The organism is Streptomyces laurentii, from assembly GCF_040635425.1.
In the GTDB taxonomy this organism is placed as follows: Bacteria; Actinomycetota; Actinomycetes; order Streptomycetales; family Streptomycetaceae; genus Streptomyces; species Streptomyces laurentii.
Window position 1 is genome coordinate 93,224 of record NZ_JBEYHT010000013.1, and the last position, 21,799, is coordinate 115,022.

Sequence of the window (21,799 nt, forward strand, 5' to 3'; positions counted from 1 at the left end):
AATCAGCCCACGCGGCTGTCCACGTCCGGCTCCGGTTCGGCGCGCGGCGCGGTACGGGGTTCGACGCGGGGTTCGCTACGGAGTTCGGCACGTGGTTCCGTGCGTGGCTCGGTACGGGCTTCGGGGCGGGAGCCGGCCTCGGGTTCGGCGGCGCGGGGCACGAGGACCGGGCCGGACGAGCCGGACGAGCCGGTCGAGCCGCACGAGCCGGACGAGCCGGATGGACCCGATGAACCGGTCGGGCCGGCGGGGCGGTCCTCGCGGGTGCGGCGGTCCTTGCGGGAGGCTTCCGCGCGCAGCAGCGCGTTGAGCACGGCGAAGAGGTCGACGGGCATGACGGGACTCCTGAGGTTCGGAGGTGAGGGGGGTGCGCGAGAGGCCGGGCCTCTCAGCACCGCATCACCGTCGAACGGGAGACACCGTCACCCAGGGCGGGCGGGGGCGGTACGGGAACGGGGGCGGGGGCCGCGGCGGCCGGTACGCGCCGGGCCCGCCGGGGCGGCGCGGGACGCCGTACCCCTCCTACGGGCACCGCGTCCTCGTCCTCGGCCTCGTCGTGGGTCTCCGGCCCGGGATCGGCCGGCGCGGCCGCGCTCCGCGTCTCGGTCTCGGCGGCCGCGGCCCCCGCTCCGGCGCCCGCGCCGAGCAGCGCGGCGAACACGAGCAGCACCGCGAGCGCGTACCGGACGAGAGACCTCACGGTGGTCCGTCCTGCCCAGCACGAGGCCCTGGTGCGCCGACCCGCCCGGGGATCCCCCCGAACGGCCTACACCAGGGCCTCGCTTTTCACCCCCAGGAGGTCACTCCGCGGCAGTGTTGACCAGCGGCGCGCCCACCTCGGCACCCTTGCCGTTCTCGCCGTTCTCGCCGTTCGCGCCGTTCGCGGTCCGGGCGGCGCGGCCCTTGCGGGCCGCCATCACCGCGTACACGAGAACGCCCACGAAGAGGAAGAGGACGCCCTGGTAGACGGCCTCGTATCCGGCGCCCGCGACCAGCCAGATCGAGAAACCGAAGGCGGCGAGGGCCAGCACGCCGTCGCGGACGAGGTGCGCCCGGGAGACCTTCTCGCCCTGCCCGGAGAGCAGGAAGTAGATCTGGGCGGCCGTGGAGAGCAGATACGGCACGGTGGCCGTGAAGGTGGTGACCAGGACCAGCATCTCGAAGACGCCCTTGGTGCCGGCCGTGTAGTTGTAGATCGTCAGCATCGAGGCGAGGGCCACGGTGACGACGACGCCGAACGTGGGGACGCCGCGCCGCTTGATGGTGAAGGCCTTCGGGAACAGCCCGTCGCGGGCGGCGGCGTACGGCGCCTGGGCGCTGAGCAGGGTCCAGCCGTTGAGCGCGCCGAGGATCGAGACCATCGCCATGCAGGCGACGGCCACACCGCCCCAGGACCCGCCGAACATGATGTTCGTGGCGTCGGAGAAGGGCGCGGTGGAGTGGACCAGCTTGTCGTGGGCGACGGTGCCGAAGACCGAGAGAGTGCCGACCAGGTAGAGCACGGCGGCGCCGAGGGTGCCGAGGACGGTGGCACGGCCGACGTTGCGGCGCGGGTCGCGGACCTCGCCGGCGCTGACGGCGGCGGACTCGACGCCGAGGTAGCTGAACAGCAGGATCGCGGCGGACGCCGAGATCGCGCCGATCGGGCTGCCCTCGCTCGCCTGGAAGGGCCCGAGGTTGGCGGGGTCGAAGAAGAAGAACCCGCCGACGGCGACCAGGAGCAGCGGGACGAACTTGAGCACGGTCGCGACGACCTGCACGGCGCCGACGTACCGGGTGCCGGCCAGGTTGGCGAGGCCGGGCAGCCACTGGAAGGACAGCGCGGCGACGATGGTCAGGAGCTTCGACTCGTGTACGGGGACGAGGACGTCGAGGTAGCCGACGGCGGCCACGGCGAGCGCCGCGTTGGAGACCCAGGCGGTGATCCAGTACGACCAGGCGGCGAGGAAGCCGGCGAAGTCGCCGAAGGCGGCGCGGGCGTAGACGTAGGGGCCGCCGGTCTTCGGGAGGCGGCGGGCGAGCCGGCCGAAGACCAGGGCCAGGGCGATCGCGCCGAGGGTCAGCACGCCGAAGGCCAGCAGGCTGATGGTGCCGAACGGGGCGACGGACGCCGGAAGGAGGAAGATGCCGCCGCCGATGATGTTGCCCATGACCAGGGCGGTGGCGACGGGAAGGCCGAAGCGGCGGGCGTGCTTGCCGGCCGGGTGTCCGTCCGGGCTCCCGCCCTCCGGAGTGGTGCCGTCCGGGGTGGTGCCGGCGACCGGTGCGGTACCGGTGACGGGGTCGCGGTCGAGGGCCGGGTCCTGGTCGAGGACCGGGGCCGTGACCGGGTCGCAGGCCGGGACCGGGGTGGGGTCCTGGCCTGCGGCGGTGGGGGCCGTGCTCATGCGGGTGGTGCGCCTCTCGTCGGACAAACCTCTCGTCACGTAAACGTCACCCATGGTCCGTCCGGCTCGACGTGCCCGCAAAATCACCCGTGTTTGTCCCGCCGCGGCGGTCCATCAACCGGAAGAACTGCTTCCGTTTGGTCGCTCGGCAGGGAAATCTCCAGCGGTACCTGCGGGCCGCCGCTCTCCCTCAACCAGCCCGCCAGCACCCGGTGCACCCGCTCGGCCCCCACCAGCCCCTCCGGGGGCGGCGGCGTCAGCTCGCGCGGCCAGAGCAGGAACGGTTCGCCCTGCTCACCGCCCAGGCCGCCGTGCGACCCGATCTGCTCCTCGAAGGCGTGCACGCCGCCCGTCGCCGGGTCGTGCATCGAGTTGACCATGATGTCGGCGACATGCGGGAAGCCGTCGGTGCGCCGCACCGCGTCCGCCGCGCCCGGCCCGAACCCGGCGAGCGGCCCCGGCGCCTCGTCGGTCAGCTCCGCGAGCGGCGCCTCGACCCCGCCGCGGGCCAGCACCACCGAGCCGTGCTCCTCGCTCGCGACCAGCAGGAACCCGATCCCCGGGTGCTCGGCGAGGGTACGCAGCAGCGCCGGGTGCAGCCGGTCCATCTCCTCCCGGGTCATCCGGTGCGGCACGCCCGGGAACGACACCAGGCCCAGGTTCCCGGAGGCCAGCACCACCGGCTCGGGCGCCCGGGCCGCGGCCACCGCCGCCGCCTCCTGCCCCTCCGGACCGGCCTCGCCCTCCTGGTCCACCGGCCGGTGCAGCGCGCCGCGCAGCGCCTCGCGGGCCGCGTCCCGGGCCTCCGATCCGCTGTGGGTCCGGCGGACCCGGCGCGGCACGGCCAGCCCGCACCCGGCCCGTACGAGATCGCGCAGCGTCAGCCCGTACGCGGAGGCGAAGGTCTCCCCCGGGCTCTGCCCGTGGTCGGACAGGAGCACGATCCGGTACGGGCGGGGCGCGTGCTCGGCGACCTTCGCGATCAGGGCGATCGACCGGTCGAGCCGGGCGAGCACCTGGTCGGTGTCGCGGCCGCGGGGGCCGGAGTGGTGGGCGACCTCGTCGTACGCCACCAGGTCCGCGTAGACGGCGCTCCGCCCGGCGAGCATGTCGCCCATCACGGCCGAGACCACCACGTCGCGCTCCACTACCGTGGCGAAGGCCCGGACGAAGGGATAGAGCCCGCCGCGCGAGACGCGCGGAGTGTCGCGGCGCAGCAGGGCGCGGGTCGACTGGACCATCTCGCGCAGCACCTCGGCGAGGAGCGAGCCGGCGGTGCGGACGGCGTTGGCGGGGTCGGAGAAGTACGCGAAGTAGCCGGCGCGCGAGCGATTGAGCGGGCCCCGGCGGGCCGCCATCGACAGGACGAGCGCGAGCTGCTCGGCGCCGCCGCTGAACAGGTTGCCGCGCGAGGCGCCGTCGTGGGCGAGCAGTCCGCCGTGGCCGGTGCGCTCGACGGCGCGGCGCTGGAGTTCGACGGCGCTCGCCGGCCGGTTGGACACCATGAGACGGCCGGTGTCCTTCTCGTACCAGCGGAAGGCGGGCACGTCCTCGTTGGAGCCGTGCAGGATGCCGAGTTGGCTGGCGCCGGTCTGGCTCGACCAGTCCGTACGCCACGGGGTGAGGGTGTGGGTCCGGTCCAGCCACTCGGCGACGGTGGGCATCCGGCCGTCGGCGACGGCGTCGCGCAGCACCCGGTGGCCGACGCCGTCGAGCTGGAGGAAGACGGTGCCGGGGGCGGCCTCGGGGCCGCCGCGGGCGATCCGCGGGCGGGTGCGGTCGGTGAGCCGGTACAGCCGGCGCCGGTACGCCTCGTCGTCCCGGACCGCGAGGGCGGTGGAGGTGGCCGAGGCGACGGCGGACATCACGGCGGCGACCACGACGGCCGTCTCCGGGGCGACGGCGCCGCGCCCGTCGGGGATGAGCCGGAGCGCGAGGAGCAGCAGCGAGCCGTTGAGGAAGAACACCAGCAGGCCGAGGACCAGCGCGGGCACGAGCAGCAGGGCCCGGACGATCAGCCGCCACACGAGCGCGCCGAGCAGGCCGAAGGCCCCCGCGCCCCAGGCGGCGGTGAGCGCGATACGGGTGACGCTGTCGCCGTCGTGGGACTGGAGCCGGAAGTCGGGCAGCACGGCGGCGAGGACCAGCAGGGTCAGGGTGGAGACGGCCCACACCGTGATCACGCGCAGCAGCGCGCTGCCCGCGCTGCGCCAGCGGCCTGACCGCCCTCGCCGTTCACCCACGCCTTGTTCGCCTTTCACCTGTTTCCTGCCTCAAGACTGGCACAGCGGGTCCGGGACAGTGCCGGTCGTGCGGTGCCGGGGCGGGGCGAGAGGCCGGAAGGGGGTGAGGCGAGGGGCTGGGGCCGAGGAACCGGGGGCCGAGGAGGCGTGAGGCTCAGGAGCCGTCGTATCCGGCCGTGGGCATCGAGAGCCGGCGGTGCACACCCGCCTTCATGGGCCCGTCGTACGCCGGTTCGTCGAACCCCGCGGTCTCCAGGCGCACCCCGCGCCGGACGCACTCCGCGAGGAAGCCGGAGACGTCCGTCAGCGCGCGGGCCAGCACGCGTTCGTTCGGCGCGACGAAGACGTCCACGGCCCCCTCGTCGACGTCCGCCCACAGCGCGTCGTGGTCGGGTCTGAGGCCGTAGCAGAGGAGTCTCCGGGTCACCACGTAGCCGTTGTCGTCGGCCCAGCGGGCGCACATGGCGTGCTGGCTGCGGGTGTCGACCAGGAAGGGGTCGTCGTCGAGCTCTTCGAGCGGGGTGAGGCTGGCGATCGCCGCCACCCGAACGTCGTCCATGGGGCGACCCTACTGCGTCGGCGGGTCCCCGAGGAGAGGTTCGGCGTCCCGCCGGGGCACCGCCCGGGGCCGGATACGGCGCGGACCGGCCGACGGGGCACGGTGACGCCGCCGGGCCTCTACCCTCGATACGGAGGCGGGCGCCGTCGGGGCGGCCACCGGGCGCGGAACGCGGGACGCGAGGGCGTTCCCGTCCACGCGAGAACACGGGAACGGGACGGAGAGGGCGGCGGCGGTGGAGATCACCTGGTGGGGTCATGCCACCTGCACGGTCGAGGACTCCGGGGTCCGTTTCCTCACCGATCCGCTCTTCGCGCGCCGGTTCGCGCACCTGCGGCGCCGGCGCGGCGCCGTGCCGCCGCCGCAGGCCGCCCACGCCGAGGCGGTACTCGTCTCCCATCTGCACGCCGACCATCTGCATCTGCCCTCCCTCGCCCGGCTCGCCCCGGGCACCCGGGTCTTCGTGCCGCGCGGCGCGCTCGCGGCCGTACCGGCGCTGCGCCGGCTCGGCGGGCGGGGGCTCCGGCTCACCGAGCTCGCGCCGGGCGAGTCGGCGGCGGTCGACGGCGTACGGGTACGGGCCGTGCCCGCGTCGCACGACGGGCGCCGGATCCCGGTCGGCCCGCAGCGCTCCCCCGCGCTCGGCTACGTGGTCGAGGGCGAGGCCCGTACCTACTTCGCCGGGGACACCGGACTGTTCGACGGCATGGCCGACGCGGTCGGCCCGGTGGACGTGGCGCTGCTGCCGGTCGGCGGCTGGGGTCCGTTCCTCGGGCACGGTCATCTGAACGCCGGGCGCGCCGCGGAGGCCCTCGCCGCGCTGTCGCCGGCCGCCGCGGTGCCGGTGCACTACGGCACGTACTGGCCCATCGGCATGGACGCGGTGCGGCCGCACGAATTCCACTCCCCCGGCGACGAGTTCGTCCGGCACGCCACCCTGATCGCCCCGAAGGTCGCGGTGCACCGGCTCGGTCACGGCGAACGGGTCCGGCCGGAGGTGGCGCGGTGAGCGGGGGCGGCAGACGGACGGGGCCGGGCGACGCGGGGACGGACCAGACGGCCGACGCGAGGGGCGGCCGGTGATCGAGCGTCTCGTGACGGTGGTGCCCGTGGCTCCGGTGCTGCCGCCGGAGTCGACGCAGCAGGCCGTCGGCTATCCCTCGCTGTTCCTGCTGGTGGCGCTGGGCGCGCTGGTGCCGGTGGTGCCGACCGGCGCGGTCGTGAGCTCGGCTGCGGTGGTGGCCTTCCACCAGACGTCGCCGCTGGCGCTGCTGTTCGTGTTCCTGGTGTCGTCGTTCGCGGCGTTCCTCGGCGATCTCGCGCTGTACTGGCTCGGGCAGCGCGGGGTGCGCTCGCGCGGCGGGTCGCGCTGGCTGGCGTCGCTGCGCGGCCGGGTCACCCCGGAGCGACTCGTCCACGCGCAGGAACGGCTGGAGACCCACCAGGTGCCGGTGCTCGTCCTGTCGCGGCTCGTACCGGCCGGGCGGATCCCGGTGATGCTGGCCTGTCTGCTCGCCGGGATGCCGCTGCGCCGGTTCGCCCGGGGCGATCTGCCGGCTTGCCTGGCCTGGGCGGCGACGTACCAGCTCATCGGCATCCTGGGCGGTTCGCTCTTCCCGGAACCGTGGCAGGGTGTGGTGGCCGCGGTGGGGCTCACGGTGCTGGTCAGCGCGCTCCCGGCGCTGTGGCGGCGGCTGCGCGGACGGCACCACCACGAGGTGCCGCCGGCGGGCCGGGGCGGCGAGCACGCGTAGCCCTGAGGGATGAGTACTCGTCAGCTCCCGTCCCTCCCCGCGCGCGGGTCGCCTGCCTCGGCGAGTTCCGCGAGGACGGCCGCGAATCGGCTCAACGCCGCCGCCACGTGCGGGAGTTCCTCGGGCCGGGGGTCGGCGAGGGCTTCCGCCCGTTCCGGCTCGGTCTCCCCCAGGAAGGGCGCGGTGTCGAACCGGGCGCGCAGAGCGCCGAGTTCGTCGCCGAAGCGATGGCCGCCGGGGACCGGGGTGCGGAGCACCTCGGTCAGATGGTTCTCCAGATCGAGGGAGTCCTGCACGCCACGGGCGGTCAGCCCCGCGCGCAACGGGCCCAGATCGGCGTAGAGATGACGTCCGGCCCGCGGCGGCAGGGCGAGCGCTCCGGCGGCCAGCACGGCCCGGTGCGCGGCGGTGGCGATCCTGGCGTGCAGGGCGGCGGCGAGCCGGGTCCGTTCGGCGACGTCCGGGGGTTCGCCGAGCGCGTACGCGGCGGCGGGGGCGACCGGGGCGGCGACGAGGGCGCCGAGCGCGGTGAGGATGTCGAGCGTACGGGCCCGGTGGGCACCGGCCGCCCCCGGTGGGAAGCGGGCGACGGCGCAGGGCCAGCCGGCCGGGGTGAACGCGCCGGCCAGATCGGTGAGGACTGTGACGTCCTCGGGGCACATGTCGGCGGGGCTCAGCAGCACGGTCTCGCGCGGGCGGTGCAGGGTGTCGCGCCAGGTCTCGTCGCTGACGATGTGCAGCCCTTCGGCGACCGTCGCCTCGCATGCCTCGCGCAGGAGTTCGGGCGGGGCGACGGTGGCGGTGGGGTCGTCGGCGACGGAAAGCAGCAGCAGCCGCGGGCTGCCACCCTCGGCTCGGATCCGGCGCACGGTCTCCAGCAGGGCGTACGGGTCGGGCACGCCGCCACACTCGGCCGGGGTGGGCACGGCGTACGCGGGCCGGCCGAGGAGCCGGATCTGCGGGGTCCACCAGGCGGGGCAGGGCCGGGGCAGCAGCACGTCGCCGCCGTGGGCGGTGAGCAGGGCGAGCAGGAGCGGCGGGGCGCCGGAGGCGGCGACGGTGTCCTCGGGGTGGGTCCGCAGTCCGCGTCGCCACCAGTACCCGGCCGCCGCCTCACGCAGGACGGGCCCGCCGCCGGGCGGCTCGGGCGCGGTGTGGTCCGCGGCACCGGCGAGCAGGGCGGCGAGGCGGGGCAGCACGGGCAGCCCAGGGCTCGGCGCGAGGGGCGCGTACCGCACCGGCCCGCGCCCCTCGGGGAGGGTCAGCCGCATGTCCCGGACCTCTCTGTGATGTCGCTCCCCTGCCTTTATACGGAGGTCCGGGAGGTTCTGCCGCTCGTGCCCGCGGACGGGCGACGGCAGGCCTGTCCGAATCGACTCGCCACGCCGGGAACGCGAGTGCTCCCGCGCCGCCGCGTCACCGCCGCGTCACCACCCGCCCGTCCTGGCGGCCGGATCGTCGGCCGCCCTGCGGCAGGCGGCGCAGAGCGAGGCCCAGAAGCGTCGTCACGTACGCGCCCAGCACGGCGGCCCCGGCCCACCACGGAAGCGGGAAGTACCCGGCGGAGGGCGCGTAGTGGGCGACGACCTGCGGATAGGCGACGAGCGTCTGCTGGGTGGCGAAGCCGGCGGCCGGGGTGACCCGCAGCAGCCACTGCGCCAGGCCGTCGGGAAGCAGCGGGAACGAGGTCACCGCGTACGGGACCGCGATCGCCAGGACGGCGACCGGAATCGCGATCCGGGCGCGCCGCAGCAGGGCGGCGAGCGCGACGGCCAGCATCGCGGCGAGAGCGAGCACGGCGGCCGTACCGACGACGACTCGCGCGCAGGTGGACGCGGTCGCCCCGACGACGGGGATCCCGTTCCCCCGCAGGATCACCGTGCCGACCGGGAGCACGACGCCCAGGGCGACAAGACCGGTCACCCAGGTGGCGGCCCCGGCGACGACCGCCTTGGCGGCGAGCGCCCGGCGGGTGAGCGGATCGTCGCGGCGCTCGGCGGTGACGAAGCGCACCGCGACCACGAGTACGACGAGCAGCGCCAGGGACAGGCCGCCGAGCGTCCCCTCCAGCGGGCGGCCACCGTCCTCGGCACCGGCAGGCCCGATGTCGCCGACGCCGGTGACGGTGATCGTGCCGCCGTCCACCACCGCTCCGGACGCCTTGTACTCCTTCTCCCAGTCGGTCCGGTTCATCTCGCCGACGGTGTCGCTCCGCCAACTCCCGGCGGCCACCGCTCCCTTGACGCGGACGTGGTCGAAGACGCCGGATGCCTGGGTGAAGCGCACCTGTTCCGTGGCGCCGCCGAGGCCGACGCGCCGCAGCGTCAGGTCGCCGGGAGAGGTGGCGAACAGGCCGACCCGCACCGTCTTCGGCAGCCCGGACGGCCGCACCGTGCCGACCTTCGTCCACGTCTCGCCGTCGGCCGACTCATAGCCGGTGAGGGTGTCACCCGACCGAGTCAGCCGCAGCCAGCGTGGCGACGTGGCCGAGACCCCGCCGCCGCTGCCCGCGATGTCATGGCGGTAGTCGTACTGCATCCGCACACCATGGCCGCCGGTGAGCATCAGCGCCGCGTAGGAAGACCCCTGGCGGACCCCGTCCTTGACGAGGATTCCGGCCTTCGCCCAGGGGACCAGGCCCGGGACGATCGTGTCGTGATCCGGTGGCGGGTAGGTGATCGTGCCCGTCATGGCCGTCATCCGGACCGTGATGCTGCCGTGCTCGCCCAGATCGCGATGCAGGAAGGCGAACTGGTCGTGGACGAGGGAGCCGTCGGGCCCGGTCGGCGCGGCCGGGCACGGCCCGTCGCAGGACGCGTGGCCGCCGGACGCCTGGAGCAGACCGAGGGCGATGACGACGAGGGCCGCGGCCGCCATCGCGAGCAGCCTGCCCGGTCGCCGGAATCCGGTCCACTCCCGCCGGAGTATGTCGTTGGTCGTCAGCATGGTCTTGGTTCTACGGGCGCGGCCCTCACAGGGGCCGAACCGCCTTTGTTATGCCGCTGTGAGGTGCGGCGGGGCATCCTGGCTCCGAGCCGGACCCGCGCGAAGGGGAGAAGCATGGGCATGCCGTGGAGCGGAACCGTCGGACGGCGGTTCACGATCCTTTACACCGCCGGGTTCCTCGGGTCGGGAGTCGTGCTGCTCGCCCTGACCTATCTGATGTCCGGTGGACGGTTGACCAGCGTCGCTCCGGAACAGTTCCCGGCCGGCCCGCCCGGCGTGGCCGCCGAGCAGCGGATCCAGGATCTGGAGCGGCAGCTCGCGGACGCGCACGCGCAGCAAAGCCGTCGGCTGCTGGTCGGCTCGCTGATCGCGCTGGTCGTCATGGTGGGCGTGTCGCTCCTGCTCGGCCGGGTCCTCGCCGGCCGGGTCCTGCGCCCGCTGCGGCTGATCACCGCGGCGACCCGGCGGATCTCCGCGGAGAACCTGGATCAACGGCTCGCCCTGACAGGCCCGGTCGACGAGGTCAAGGAACTCGCGGACACGATCGACGGTCTGCTGGAACGCCTCGGGGCCTCGTTCGCCTCGCAGCGCCGCTTCGTCGGCAACGCCTCGCATGAACTGCGCACGCCGCTGGCGACGATCCGGGCATCACTGGACGTCGCCGTCGCGAAGCCGAAGCCCGCGGCGCAGACCGTCGCGCTCGCCGACCGGGTACGCACCGAACTCGACCGGGTCGATCACCTCCTCGACGGCTTCCTCGTCCTCGCCCGGGCGCAGCACGGCCCGCTCGCCGACCGGACCCCCGTGTCGCTCGGTGCGCTGGTTCGGCAGGCGCTGGCCGACGGGGCCGCCGGAATCGCGGCGAAGGCGCTGACCGTCGACGGCGCGGTGCGGCCGGAGGCCTGGACGCGGGGCAGTCCGGCGTTGCTGTCCCGAATGGTGGAGAACATGGTCGCCAACGCGATCGCGCACAACCAGGACGGCGGCTGGATCCGCGTCTCCACTGAGGACGACGCCGGCGAGACGCGCCTCGTCGTCGAGACCGGCGGGCCCGTTCTCGACCAGGAGGGGGTGGACCGGCTGACGCAGCCGTTCGTACGGCTCGGCGCCGACCGGACGGGACCGGAGGGGGGTTCCGGCCTGGGGCTGTCGATCGTGGCGGCGATCGTCACGGCGCACGGCGGCCGCCTGGCCCTGCTGGCCCGGCCGGAGGGCGGCCTGCGCGTCGTGGCGGCGCTCCCGCGGGACGCCGCGACCGGTCCGGTCCCCGCGTCGGGGTCCGGCGGCGTCACGTGGTGAGGATTCTGGTCGTGGAGGACGCGCGCTCGCTCGCCGAGGTCGTCGCCGAGGGACTGCGGGACCAGGGGATGGCCGTCGATGTCGCGCACGACGGCCTCGATGCCGCCGCCAAGCTTGGCCTGAACCCGTACGACGTGGTGGTCCTCGACCGCGATCTGCCCGGTATCCACGGCGACACGCTCTGCCAGATGATCACCGAGCGGGACGATCGCGCGATGGTTCTGATGCTGACCGCGGCGGGCGCCCCCGGCGACCGGGTCAGCGGCCTCACCCTCGGCGCCGACGACTACCTCGCCAAGCCGTTCCACTTCCCGGAACTGATCCTGCGCATCCGGTCCCTGGCCCGCCGCCGGCCGGCCGGCCGGGCCCGCGTGCTGCGGGCCGCCGGCCTCGAACTCGACCCGGTGCGCCGGACCGTCCTCCGCGACGGCCGTCCGCTGGATCTGTCCGTCAAGGAGTTCGCCGTCCTGGAGGCGCTGCTGCGCGCGAGCCCCGGCTTCCTGAGCGCCGAGGGCCTCCTGGAACAGGTATGGGACGAGAACGCCGATCCCTTCACCCACACGGTGACCGTCACCGTCGGCCGGTTGCGCCGCAAGCTGGGCGGTCCACCGGTCATCACGACCACACCCGGGGTGGGTTATCGCATCGCCGACGGGCCCCAGCGGGGCTGACGGGGCCGTTCGTCGCAGGGCAGTCTGTACGGATGAACGCACCCGACCCGCTCGGTCTCGCCGCCGTCCCGCTGCGCACCGCCCGGCTGGACCTGGAGCCGCTACGGCTCGACCACGCGCCCGAGATGGCGGTGGCCCTGGCCGATCCGGCGCTGCACTCCTTCATCGGCGGGGTCCCGCTCACCGAGCCCGGACTGCTGGCCCGTTACGCCCGGTTGGTCGCGGGGCCGGCCGAGGCCGGATCGGCCGCCTGGTGCAACTGGGTGCTGCGGTTGCGCGGCGACGGCCCGGACGGGGGCAGTGCGGTCGGCACCGCGCAGGCCACGGTGGTGCGCGACGGCGCCGAGATCGCGTGGGTGGTCGGTACGCCCTGGCAGGGCCGGGGGCTGGCCCGCGAGGCGGCGGTGGCCCTCGCCGACTGGCTGCGCGGGCAGGGCGTACCGTCGCTCGTCGCGCACGTCCATCCCGAGCACCACGCCTCGGCGGCGGTGGCCGCGGCGGCCGGGCTGACGCCGACGGACGTCTTCCAGGACGGGGAGCGGCGCTGGGCGTCGTCCCGCTGACCGGCGCGCATCCGCCCTGGCCCGCGGGATAAGGCGTGGCGGAAGCGGACGGGCGCCCTCGACAATGCCGGGCATGCCGATCCGACACGCCCTCCCGTCCGACGCCGCCGCGATCGCGGCCGTCCATGTCCGTTCCTGGCAGGCGGCCTACCGCGACCTGCTGCCCGCGCCGTATCTCGACGCGCTCGATCCGGCCGAGCGGGCGGTCGCGTGGCGCGAGCGGCTGACGGATCCCGCCGGGCCGGTGGTGCTGGTGGCCGAAGGAGCGGCTGAGGCGGGGGCCGTGGACGCGTTCGTCGCCTTCCGTGCGTGGCGCGGCGAGGAGGCCGCGGAACCGTCGGCGACGGCGGAACTGTCGGCGCTGTACGCCGCTCCGGAGGCGTGGGGCCGCAGGGTCGGGCGGGCGCTGCTCGCGGCGGCGGTGGCGGCGATGCGCGCGACCGGCTTCCGGGAGGCCGGGCTGTGGGTGTTCGAGGACAACGCCCGGGCGCGGGCGTTCTACCAGGCGGCCGGCTGGAGCCCGGACGGAGAGGCCGTCGTCGAGGAGACCGGGGGCCGTGAACTGCGCGAACTGCGCTACCGGTTGTCCATATCCTGAGAAGGGGGTCTCGCCATGCGAATACGGGGCGTAGCGTGGCCGCACCGCACGCCCCACACGCACCGCTCCGCACCCGATCCCCGTGAGGAAGCCCGGCCATGACCGACCGCAGCGCCACCCGCCCGGAACCGTCCACGCCCCGCGAGACGGCCGTCTACACCCACGGCCATCACGAGTCCGTGCTGCGGTCGCACCGCTGGCGCACGGCGGAGAACTCCGCCGCCTATCTGCTGCCGGAGCTGAAGCCGGGCCTGACGGTCCTGGACGTGGGCTGCGGACCGGGCACGATCTCCGCCGATCTGGCCGCGCGGGTCGCGCCGGGCGGCCGGGTCGTCGCGGTGGACTCGGCGCCGGACGTCGTCGACGCCGCTCGGGCCGTCGCGGCCGAACGAGGCCTGGACAACGTCGAGTTCGCGGTGGCCGACGTCCACGCCCTCGACTTCGCCGACGACTCCTTCGACGTCGTCCACGCCCACCAGGTCCTCCAGCACGTCGGCGACCCGGTACAGGCACTGCGCGAGCTGCGGCGGGTGTGCCGGCCGGGCGGCGTGGTGGCCGTGCGGGACAGCGACTACGACGCGTTCACCTGGTTCCCGTCCGCGCCGGGCCTGGATCGCTGGCTCGAGCTGTACCGGCGGGTCGCCCGGTCCAACGGCGGCGAACCCGACGCCGGTCGCCGCCTGGTGTCCTGGGCCCGCGCGGCCGGGTTCACCGACGTCACGGCCTCGGCCGGGACCTGGTGCTTCGCCGCGCCGGAGGAGCGCGCCTGGTGGAGCGGGATGTGGGCGGACCGCACCACCGCGTCCGGATACGCCCGCCGGGCGGTCGAGGGCGGTCACGCGACCCTGGAGGAGCTGACGGCGATCGCGGACGCGTGGCGCTCCTGGGGTGTGCAGGACGACGGCTGGTTCGTCGTCCTGCACGGTGAAATCCTGTGCCGGGTCTGACCGTTCAAGGGACCCGCCGGATCACTCGGGCGGGCGCATCCTGAACTCGTAGGCGTCCGGCAGGGGTTCGTCGGTGATACGAGCCCAGGTCTCGCCCAGCTCCTCGGCGCCCTCCCGCAGGTCGGCGACCTCGAAGCCCGCGTCGAAGACGGCGCGGGCCTCGTCCTTCCGGCCTTCCGCGAGGAGCAGCCGGGCCGCCAGATACCGGAAGGCGCCGCGGGCGCGGACCTCCTCGGGGAGGCGGTCCAGGATCCGGCGGGCCCGGTCGGCGCGATGGGCGGCGAGCAGGGCGGGCACCGCCTCGCGGGCGAGCGCGGCGGCGACGAGCGGATCGCCGGTGCGCCGCTGCGCGTCGTACGCCTCCGCGAACCGCTCGGCGGCCCGCATCGGGTGTCCGCTCTCCCGGTCGGCGACGGCCAGGCAGAAGAGCAGGGGCCAGCGCTCGGTCGCGTTCTTCAGGCCGCGTTCCCAACTCCGTACCGCCTGGGCCAGATCGCCCGCCGCCCACTGGGCGATGCCGAGGTGGTACTCGGTGGACGGTCCGGCCGGGGCGGCGGACTCCAGCAGATCGCGCCAGGCGTCGTTCACCGGCGTGGTCCAGCGCGCGGCCTCGGACTCCGGGGCGTCCGGCAGCCCGCCCGTACGCAACAGCTCGGCCCACGGCCGCTGTTCCTCGCCCAGCAGCTCTGGTGGGAACGGCGTCCCCGGCAACACATGGGCGTCGCGCAGCACTTCGAGCGCGCCCCAGCCCGATCCGGTCGCGAGGAGCGGCCCGGGCTCGGTGTCCGCGGCGTGGGCCCGCCACCGCGCGTACGCGGTGTCGACCTCGGCCCGCGGCAGGATCCGCTCCAGTTCGTCCTCGACGCTCGCGCCCGCCGCCCCCCAGTCGGCGCCGTGCACCGCCGCCGGGTCGGCGCCGAGCGGCCCGTACACCTCCAGCCAGGAAACCTCCTCGCCCGCTTCGAGGGGCGGGTGTTCCAGCTGGGTGCGGGCGAGACCGGCCTGGATCTCGGCGTATCCGGGGGTGCCGGGCGCGGTCAGCCACTCCTGCCAGCGACGGCTTCCGCGCGCCGTGCCCCAGAGGAACAGTTTGCGGCCGAGCAGGGTGTCCGTGGAGGTCTGCACGAGCCCGGTGCCGTCCTCGCCGAGCGCGGCGGTCCAGCGGCGCCGTCCGTCGGCGAGCGCGTAGAAGTAGTCGGCGGCGTGGGCGGATCGGAGCGGGTACGTGTGGTCGGCGCCGTCCGCGGAGCGGGGTACCGGGACCCGGCGCAGGGTGCGCTCGTAGCCGAAGTGCCAGGCGCTGTCGGCGGGTGCGAGGACCCGGCGGTCCTCGGGGACGGCGGTGTTGGACCACCAGTAGCAGGGCACGGCGCGCGCGTGGGGGTTGCGGATCCGGACGGCGACGCGCAGGTGTTCGGCGCCGTCGGGCAGCCAGAGGTCGACCTGGAAGGGCAGGTCACGCAGCCTTTCCCATTCCCACAGGCGGAGCATCGGGCCGCCGTCGGGCGCGGGGACGACCGCCGCGTGCAGCGGGGCGCAGGAGAGGGGGCCGTGGCCGTGGGCGCCGATGTTCCACTCGATGCCGCCGGAGAACCAGGCGCCGTTGAGGGCGAAGGCGGCGGGCTGGAGCACCGGGTTGCGGTAGACGAGGTCGCGGCCGGTCGGCTTGTGGAGGAGGGAGTGGACGCGGCCGCCGAGTCCGGGCAGGACGGTGACCCGTAGATGGTCGTTCTCGATCACGATCGTGTCGAGGTCGGTCGGGGTGCGATCGCGTCCGTAACCGTCACGGACGCGGGTGGGCAGCAGGGTGCGCAGGGGGGCGTGCCCGAGCTGGCGCGCCATGTCGCGGGGCAACCCGGCCCGGTCGCGTGCGTCGACCGCGGGAGTGGGGGTGCCACCGAGAAGACGAAGGGCGGGCAGCGGATTGTCCGGGCCCAACGGCGCCGCGGGCACGGTGAGTACGGCACGTCGTACGGTCGTCATGTCGACCATGGAACACGGCGGAACCACCACTGGCCAGGGGGTGGACAACCGCCCGGGGGTGCTTGACCGAGAAATTCCGTTGCGGTGGGCGGAGCCCGTCCTACGCTTGGTTCTCCATCGAGAAAGGCACGGGCACATGAGCGAGCAGCACACCTACCGGGTGATCGTCCGGGGGACGTTCGACGGGCTGTCGGAGGAGAGCCGCGAGCGGTTGCTGGCCGAGGCCGACGCGCACGGCATGTCGGCGATGGAGTTCACCGAGGAGGGCTCGCTCGCCTACGACCGCACGCTGAAGCACTTCTCGTACCGCATGGTCGTCGTCTCCGACGCGGCCGAGGGGGACGAGATGGCGGGCGCGATCGCGGAGGACCGGGTGGAGACGGCCCTGGGAAAGCTCGGGCACGGCTTCAAGGGGCTGCGGTCCACGGTCACCGACATGGACACGATGAAGATCAACTACAAGCGGCGCTGAACCGCCGCTGAAGCGGGGGCGCCGGACCGGACGGGCCGGCGCCCCGCCGTCACGCGTCGGCCCGGACGCCGGCGCGGGCCGGACCGGGGTCGCCGGCCGTGACCGCCCAGCGCTCGTGGTCGCGCCACGCCCCGTCGATGAAGAGCATCGCGGGCGAGAAGCCTTCGAGCCGGAAGCCGGCCCGCCGGACCAGGGCGCGCGAGGCGGCGTTGCCGGGCTGGATGTTCGCTTCGAGGCGGTGCAGTCCGAGCGGCCCGAAGGCATGCGAGAGGACGAGCCCGAAGCCTTCGGAGAGCAGTCCGCGCCCGACGGCGTGCGCGAACGCGCCGTAGCCGAGGGCACCGGACAGGAAGGAGCCGCGGACGATGTTGTTGATGTTGACGAATCCGGCGATCGCGCCGTCGGTCCGGTCGCAGACGAGGAACCCGGCCCGGACCGGGTTGCCGATCAGCTGCCCGGCGTAGACCTCGTACGCCTCGGCCGTGAGCGGCGGGAACAGCCAGGGCGTGTGCAGCTCCCGGCTCTCCCGGGCCCGTGCGGTGAACTCCTCGGCGTCGCCCGCCGTGAACGGGCGCAGGGCGACGCGGGGCCCGACGGCCAGGTAGCGGCCGGACTGGTTCTCTCGATCATCGGGCATGGACCCAGGCTATGCGGGCGCGGACCGGGGCTCAACGACGTTACGGGGCCGGGCGGTCGGCGCCCCTCGCGACCGGCCGCCGGAGGCGCGTACCGCTCAACGGCGGGCCGCCGCGACGCGGGCCGGGCAGGGTTCGCCCTTCTTGAGCACGCCCACCACCAGCCGGCCGCCGGGGTGCCGGGCCGTGCCCGGCGGCGGGTACTGGGTGCAGACCCGCCAGTTGAGCGGCCAGAGGACACGGCGGTCGGCGCCGGCGGCGTCGTGGACGTCGAGGCGGGTCCGGGCGTCGAGGGCGGTGAAGACCCGCCACAGCCCCCGGCCGCGGAGGTCCGGCATCGGCAGCCGACCGATGTCGTCGACGGCGCCGTCCGCGCCGTCCGTCGCGCCCTCGGGACGCGCCGAGCCCACGGCCACGGCCGCGAGCACGAGGGCGGCCCCCGCCCACACGAGGGCCGCCCGTCTCACCGGCGTCTCCTGGCGGCCAGGTAATAGCCGCAGACGGCGCCGAGCAGGGCGGTGGCGAGCAGCGCGAGGTAGAGCGGCATCGTCACCTCGGGGATCAGCACCCTGATCCGCACCTCACGGGTGTTCTCGAAGATGAAGACGAGCGTCACGGCCGCGACGACCAGAATCGCGATCCGGCCGGGGGTGAAAAACCCGCCGGCCCGGGACGCGCTCGCGCTCGACCTGTCCCTCGTCGTCCTCTTGGCGCTCATGGCCGCCCTCTCTCCGTCCCGCCGTGCGTTCCCCCAGGATCGGCCGATTCGCGCCCCACAGCCCTGGCGAGCTGCACCGAAGGAGTGACTTGTCAGACAGGGCGAGACGACTACGGTGGTCGACGTGTCAGCAGGCAGGACACCCAGACAGACACCCGGACGGACACCAGGAGGTTACGTGGCAGCCGGCGGACAGGGGCGGCGACCCGTCGTCGCGCTCTACGAGCGGATCGCGGACGCCCTGCGCGACGGCACCTACCCCCCGGGCTCCACGCTCCCTTCCGAGCCGAGACTCGCGGGCGCGTTCGGCGTCAGCCGTCCCGCCCTGCGCGAGGCACTGCTCCTGCTCCAGGAGGACGGGCTGCTCACGGTCCGGCGCGGGGTCGGCCGGACGGTCAACGCCCACCCGCCCCGGCGCGGTTTCGAGCGGCTGCGCCCGCTGGAGGACCTGCTCGGCACGACCGCCCCGCTGCGCGTGCGGGACGTCCTGCGCACGGTCGAGGAACCCACCGACTTCACCACGCAGCAGCTGCTCGCACCGGCCGGCGCCGAGCTGCGGTTCTGGGAATCCGTGCTGGTCGGCGGGGCCGGCCCGGCCGTCCTCAGCCAGGAGTGGGCAGCGGCCGAGAAGGTCCTGGAACGGGTCCACCCCGCCTTCGCCGCGGCCCTGCGTGCACCGGCGCCGCCGCCCGCCGGGCGGGAGGAACGGCCGGGTCACACCTCGATGCTGGCCGTGCTCACCGCCGCCTCGCGGGGCGTGCCGCTGGCCGCGCACAGCTCCGTCACGGCGACCCTGCTCGGCCGCCGCCGGGGCGAGCAGCTGGGCCGCCCCGCGGACACCCCGGCGGTCCTGGTGACCCAGGTGGTACGGGTCGACGGCACCCCGGTCCTGGCGGCCAAGCACATGCTGCCGACGGGTGCGCCCGCGCTGCCCGTGGTCCAGTCCGGCTGAGCCCCGGGCCGTACCCCCGCGCCCGTCGCCAGCGCCCGGGCCCGCGCGCCTCCCCGGGTGGCGTACACTTCCGCGCCATGCACTTGTCTGACAACCTCACCGCCACGGGTGTCTCCTCCCCGACCGGCCCCGTCGTCACCGACTGGATCCGGCAGGCCCCGAAGGCCGTCCTGCACGACCACCTCGACGGCAGCCTGCGCGCCGCCACCATCGTCGAGCTGGCGCGGGACCACGGCTACACCGGGCTGCCCACCGAGGACCCGGCCGAGCTGGCGGAATGGTTCCGGGAAGCCGCGAACTCGGGGTCGCTGGAGCGGTACCTGGAGACCTTCGCGCACACCTGCGCCGTCATGCAGACCCGCGCGGCCCTGGAGCGGGTGGCGGAGGAGTGCGTCCTGGACATGGCCGCCGACGGGATCGTCTACGCCGAGATCCGGTACGCCCCCGAGCAGCACCTGGAGGGCGGGCTGACCCTCGACGAGGTCGTCGAGGCCGTGAACGCGGGCTTCCGGGCCGGCGAGCGCCAGGCCGGCGGCCGGATCACGGTCCGCACCCTGCTCACCGGCATGCGGCACACCGACCGGTCGCTGGAGATCGCCCGGTTGACCGTGGCGCACCGCGACAACGGCGTGGTCGGCTTCGACATCGCCGGCGGCGAGATCGGCAACCCGCCGGCCCGCCACCTGCCCGCCTTCCAGTACTTGAAGCAGGAGAACTGCCACTTCACCATCCACGCGGGCGAGGCCGTCGGCGCCGAGTCGATCCACGAGGCCGTGCAGGTCTGCGGCACCGAGCGGATCGGGCACGGCGTGCGGATCACGGACGACATCGCCGAGGACGGCACGCTGGGGCGGCTCGCCTCGTACGTCCGCGACAACCGCATCCCGCTGGAGATCTGCCCGACCTCCAACCTCCAGACCGGTGCGGCCAAGGACTACGCCTCGCACCCGGTCGACGAGCTGCGCCGCCTCGGCTTCCGGGTCACCCTGAACACCGACGGCCGGCTGGTCTCCGGTACCACCATGGGCGAGGAGTTCCAGCACCTGGTGGACACCTTCGGGTACGGCCCGGAGGTCTTCGAGGAGTTCACGGTCGCCGCCGTGGAGGCCGCGTTCCTGCCGCTGCCGGAGCGCCGGCGGATCATCGAGGAGCTGATCCGGCCGGGGTACGCGGCCCTCGCCGCGAGCTGACGGCGCGAGGCGAGCCGAGGCCCGCGCGGAGGATCTCCCGCGCGGGCCTCGCGTACACCTGGGTCCTTCCGTGCTCAGCCCACCCGCCCGTTCACCAGCGGCAGGTCCAGCGTCCCGGTGTCCTCGGGGGCGCTGGTGACCGTCACCGGCTTGCTGCCCCGGTTGCCGAAGTACGCGGTGTCGCTGGCCGCGACGACGAACTCCAGCCGGTGGCCGGTCTCGTAGCGGTGGGCGATCGCGGGCAGTTCGACGGTGAAGGCCCGGTTCACGTCCGGCACCCGGACCGGCGCGACCAGCCGGTTGACCAGCGTCTTGGTGCCGTCGGGGGCGACGTCGTAGAGCTTGGCGAAGAGCACCAGCTTGTCGGCGGCGTCACCGGAGTCCTGCACGCGCGCCGCGCTCGGCGAGGCGACCTTGAGGGTGGCCCGCGGCGAGCCGACGAGGTCGGCGGGGGCGGTGAGCGGGGCGCTGCGCCAGCCGAGGTAGGTGCCTGCCAGGTCGTACGGCTGCGGATCGGGCACCCCCAGGGTGCCGGCCAGCGAGAACTCCGAATGACTGGTGGGCACCGGCAGGTTGGCGTACATCCGCGAGCCCCGGGCCACCTTGGCGCGGTCGTCGACCAGCGCGCCGTCGCCGGACAGGTAGAGCCGGCTGCCGGCCGCGGGCACCTCGGCGGCGGTGCCGTAGCCGCTCTGCCAGTCGCGGTAGTACGCGAAGGCGGGCCCGGTGTCGGCGGCCTGGTCGCGGCGCAGATACCGGTCGAACCAGGCGAGGACGCGCTGTCCGACGTAACTCGTCTCCAGGTTCCCCTGGCCGAGGTCGAGTTCGCCGGGCTTCTGTCCGCCGCTGTGGCCGGCGGACTGCCAGATCATCTTCGTGTCGACGCCCTGTCCGCGCAGCCGGTCGTAGCTGCGCTGGGCCTCGTTGAGGTTGAAGAGGCTGTCGGTCTGGCCCTGGACGAGGAGGGTGGGCGCCTTGACCTTGTCGAGGTACGAGACCGGGGAGACGCTGCGGGCGTAGGCGAGCATCTTGTCGGCGCCGGCCTGCGGGTAGGTGCCGGAGTTGAGCAGCCGGACGGTGTCGCAGGCGTCGGTGACGAAGTGCAGGCAGTTCAGGGAGTTGATCCGGCTGGGGTCGAGGGAGGGTTCGAGCAGCGGCTGGCCCTCGCCGATCAGGTAGAAGCCGTTGGCCCACTGCCATTTGAAGACGCCGGGGGTGGCCCGGTCGGCGTTGTTCGGGGCGAGGGAGTAGGCGAGGTCGTTCCAGGTGATGAAGGGGACGAGGGCGTCGAGGCGGGGATCGGCCGCGGCGGTGGCCATCTGGATGGCGCCGCCGTACGAGCCGCCGATCATGCCGACGCGGGGGTCGCCGGGCGCGTCCTGGGCGACGAAGTCGGCGCGGGTGCCGTCGTCGGCGGCCCGGCGGCCGGCCAGGAAGTCGACGAGCCCGGCGGCGGCCACGCCGTCGGTCCGCGGGTCGTCGAGGGATATCAGGCAGCCGCTCTTGCCGAAGCCGAGGCCGGAGTAGACGAGGCCGACGTAGCCGCGGGCGGCGAAGGCCTTGCCGATGCCCTCGGTACTGGCCTTGCTGCCGCCGAAGCCGTTGGTGGCGAGGACGGCGGGCGCGGGATGAGCGGCGTCGACGCCGTCGGGGCGGTAGAGGTCGGCGTCGACGACGCAACCGCGGCCGCCCGCCTGGACGGTGAAGTGCAGCGGGGTGACGGTGTACGTGCCGGCCGCGAGGCTTCCCGGTGCGGGCTGCGCGCCCTGGGCGGGTACGGCGAGGGCGAGCGGCGCGGCCAGCGCCGCCCCGGCCGTGAGCGCGAACAGCTTGCGTGATCTGGGCAGGGCACGGGACACGAGGACCTCCACACCGACGACGC

The 21,799-nt window shown here is 74.6% G+C and carries 22 protein-coding genes; 10 read left to right on the forward strand and 12 right to left on the reverse strand.

Annotated elements, in window-relative coordinates:
- Positions 1–2 precede the first annotated feature (2 nt).
- From ABZ693_RS11560 to ABZ693_RS11580, 5 genes are all read right to left on the reverse strand, one after another.
- Positions 3–335, reverse strand: coding sequence for a hypothetical protein (locus ABZ693_RS11560; protein WP_359875644.1), 333 nt, complete (start codon positions 333–335; stop codon positions 3–5).
- Positions 336–388: 53 nt separating this feature from the next.
- A complete protein-coding gene (locus tag ABZ693_RS11565; RefSeq protein ID WP_359875645.1) occupies positions 389–700 on the reverse strand; it encodes a hypothetical protein in 312 nt (103 codons plus the stop codon).
- Between the two features lie 100 nt (positions 701–800).
- Positions 801–2,387 (reverse strand): amino acid permease, encoded by a 1,587-nt coding sequence (locus ABZ693_RS11570; protein WP_359875646.1) that lies wholly within the window; start codon positions 2,385–2,387, stop codon positions 801–803.
- Positions 2,388–2,470: 83 nt separating this feature from the next.
- Positions 2,471–4,630: a phage holin family protein gene (locus tag ABZ693_RS11575; RefSeq protein ID WP_359875647.1), complete on the reverse strand. Its 2,160-nt coding sequence runs from the start codon at positions 4,628–4,630 to the stop codon at positions 2,471–2,473.
- Positions 4,631–4,784: 154 nt separating this feature from the next.
- Positions 4,785–5,189: a serine integrase family protein gene (locus tag ABZ693_RS11580; protein WP_359875648.1), complete on the reverse strand. Its 405-nt coding sequence runs from the start codon at positions 5,187–5,189 to the stop codon at positions 4,785–4,787.
- A 235-nt stretch (positions 5,190–5,424) separates the two neighbouring features.
- On the opposite strand from ABZ693_RS11580, the gene ABZ693_RS11585 reads away from it, so the two are divergent.
- Positions 5,425–6,198 (forward strand): MBL fold metallo-hydrolase, encoded by a 774-nt coding sequence (locus ABZ693_RS11585; RefSeq protein WP_359875649.1) that lies wholly within the window; start codon positions 5,425–5,427, stop codon positions 6,196–6,198.
- 70 nt (positions 6,199–6,268) lie between these two features.
- Positions 6,269–6,943, forward strand: coding sequence for a DedA family protein (locus ABZ693_RS11590; RefSeq protein ID WP_359875650.1), 675 nt, complete (start codon positions 6,269–6,271; stop codon positions 6,941–6,943).
- A 20-nt stretch (positions 6,944–6,963) separates the two neighbouring features.
- On the opposite strand, the gene ABZ693_RS11595 is transcribed toward ABZ693_RS11590, so the two are convergent.
- Positions 6,964–8,214, reverse strand: coding sequence for an aminotransferase class I/II-fold pyridoxal phosphate-dependent enzyme (locus tag ABZ693_RS11595; RefSeq protein WP_359875651.1), 1,251 nt, complete (start codon positions 8,212–8,214; stop codon positions 6,964–6,966).
- A 145-nt stretch (positions 8,215–8,359) separates the two neighbouring features.
- Positions 8,360–9,889 (reverse strand): DUF1349 domain-containing protein, encoded by a 1,530-nt coding sequence (locus ABZ693_RS11600; RefSeq protein WP_359875652.1) that lies wholly within the window; start codon positions 9,887–9,889, stop codon positions 8,360–8,362.
- A gap of 120 nt (positions 9,890–10,009) precedes the next feature.
- Here ABZ693_RS11600 and ABZ693_RS11605 point away from each other — a divergent pair, with 120 nt between their 5' ends.
- The 5 genes from ABZ693_RS11605 to ABZ693_RS11625 all read left to right on the forward strand — a co-directional run bounded on the left by ABZ693_RS11605 (position 10,010) and on the right by ABZ693_RS11625 (position 13,967).
- A complete protein-coding gene (locus ABZ693_RS11605; RefSeq protein WP_359875653.1) occupies positions 10,010–11,188 on the forward strand; it encodes a sensor histidine kinase in 1,179 nt (392 codons plus the stop codon).
- Positions 11,185–11,859, forward strand: a complete 675-nt coding sequence (locus tag ABZ693_RS11610) for a response regulator transcription factor (protein WP_359875654.1) — start codon at positions 11,185–11,187, stop codon at positions 11,857–11,859. The genes ABZ693_RS11605 and ABZ693_RS11610 overlap by 4 nt, the downstream gene beginning before the upstream one ends.
- 32 nt (positions 11,860–11,891) lie before the next feature.
- Positions 11,892–12,422, forward strand: a complete 531-nt coding sequence (locus tag ABZ693_RS11615; RefSeq protein ID WP_359875655.1) for a GNAT family N-acetyltransferase — start codon at positions 11,892–11,894, stop codon at positions 12,420–12,422.
- A 73-nt stretch (positions 12,423–12,495) separates the two neighbouring features.
- Complete coding sequence (locus ABZ693_RS11620) at positions 12,496–13,020, forward strand: GNAT family N-acetyltransferase (RefSeq protein WP_359875656.1); 525 nt, start codon at positions 12,496–12,498, stop codon at positions 13,018–13,020.
- A gap of 98 nt (positions 13,021–13,118) precedes the next feature.
- Positions 13,119–13,967, forward strand: coding sequence for a methyltransferase domain-containing protein (locus ABZ693_RS11625; RefSeq protein ID WP_359875657.1), 849 nt, complete (start codon positions 13,119–13,121; stop codon positions 13,965–13,967).
- Between the two features lie 21 nt (positions 13,968–13,988).
- On the opposite strand, the gene ABZ693_RS11630 is transcribed toward ABZ693_RS11625, so the two are convergent.
- Positions 13,989–15,950, reverse strand: coding sequence for a DUF5107 domain-containing protein (locus ABZ693_RS11630; protein WP_359875658.1), 1,962 nt, complete (start codon positions 15,948–15,950; stop codon positions 13,989–13,991).
- A 136-nt stretch (positions 15,951–16,086) separates the two neighbouring features.
- Between ABZ693_RS11630 and ABZ693_RS11635 the strand changes: the two genes are divergently transcribed.
- Positions 16,087–16,422, forward strand: a complete 336-nt coding sequence (locus tag ABZ693_RS11635; protein ID WP_359875659.1) for a DUF6204 family protein — start codon at positions 16,087–16,089, stop codon at positions 16,420–16,422.
- Positions 16,423–16,471: 49 nt separating this feature from the next.
- Here ABZ693_RS11635 and ABZ693_RS11640 read toward each other — a convergent pair whose 3' ends face one another.
- The 3 genes from ABZ693_RS11640 to ABZ693_RS11650 all read right to left on the reverse strand — a co-directional run bounded on the left by ABZ693_RS11640 (position 16,472) and on the right by ABZ693_RS11650 (position 17,775).
- On the reverse strand, positions 16,472–17,059 hold the full coding sequence (locus ABZ693_RS11640) for a GNAT family N-acetyltransferase (RefSeq protein WP_359875660.1): 588 nt from the start codon (positions 17,057–17,059) through the stop codon (positions 16,472–16,474).
- 96 nt (positions 17,060–17,155) lie between these two features.
- On the reverse strand, positions 17,156–17,524 hold the full coding sequence (locus ABZ693_RS11645; RefSeq protein ID WP_359875661.1) for a hypothetical protein: 369 nt from the start codon (positions 17,522–17,524) through the stop codon (positions 17,156–17,158).
- On the reverse strand, positions 17,521–17,775 hold the full coding sequence (locus ABZ693_RS11650) for a DUF1049 domain-containing protein (RefSeq protein ID WP_359875662.1): 255 nt from the start codon (positions 17,773–17,775) through the stop codon (positions 17,521–17,523). Before ABZ693_RS11650 ends, ABZ693_RS11645 begins: the two co-directional genes overlap by 4 nt.
- Positions 17,776–17,953: 178 nt before the next feature.
- Between ABZ693_RS11650 and ABZ693_RS11655 the strand changes: the two genes are divergently transcribed.
- On the forward strand, positions 17,954–18,727 hold the full coding sequence (locus ABZ693_RS11655; RefSeq protein WP_359875663.1) for a GntR family transcriptional regulator: 774 nt from the start codon (positions 17,954–17,956) through the stop codon (positions 18,725–18,727).
- Between the two features lie 77 nt (positions 18,728–18,804).
- Entirely contained in the window at positions 18,805–19,917 is a 1,113-nt protein-coding gene (locus ABZ693_RS11660; RefSeq protein ID WP_359875664.1) for an adenosine deaminase, read from the forward strand.
- A 74-nt stretch (positions 19,918–19,991) separates the two neighbouring features.
- Here the strand turns inward: ABZ693_RS11660 and ABZ693_RS11665 are convergent, their stop codons facing one another.
- Complete coding sequence (locus ABZ693_RS11665; RefSeq protein WP_359875665.1) at positions 19,992–21,776, reverse strand: CocE/NonD family hydrolase; 1,785 nt, start codon at positions 21,774–21,776, stop codon at positions 19,992–19,994.
- Between the last annotated feature and the right edge of the window lie 23 nt (positions 21,777–21,799).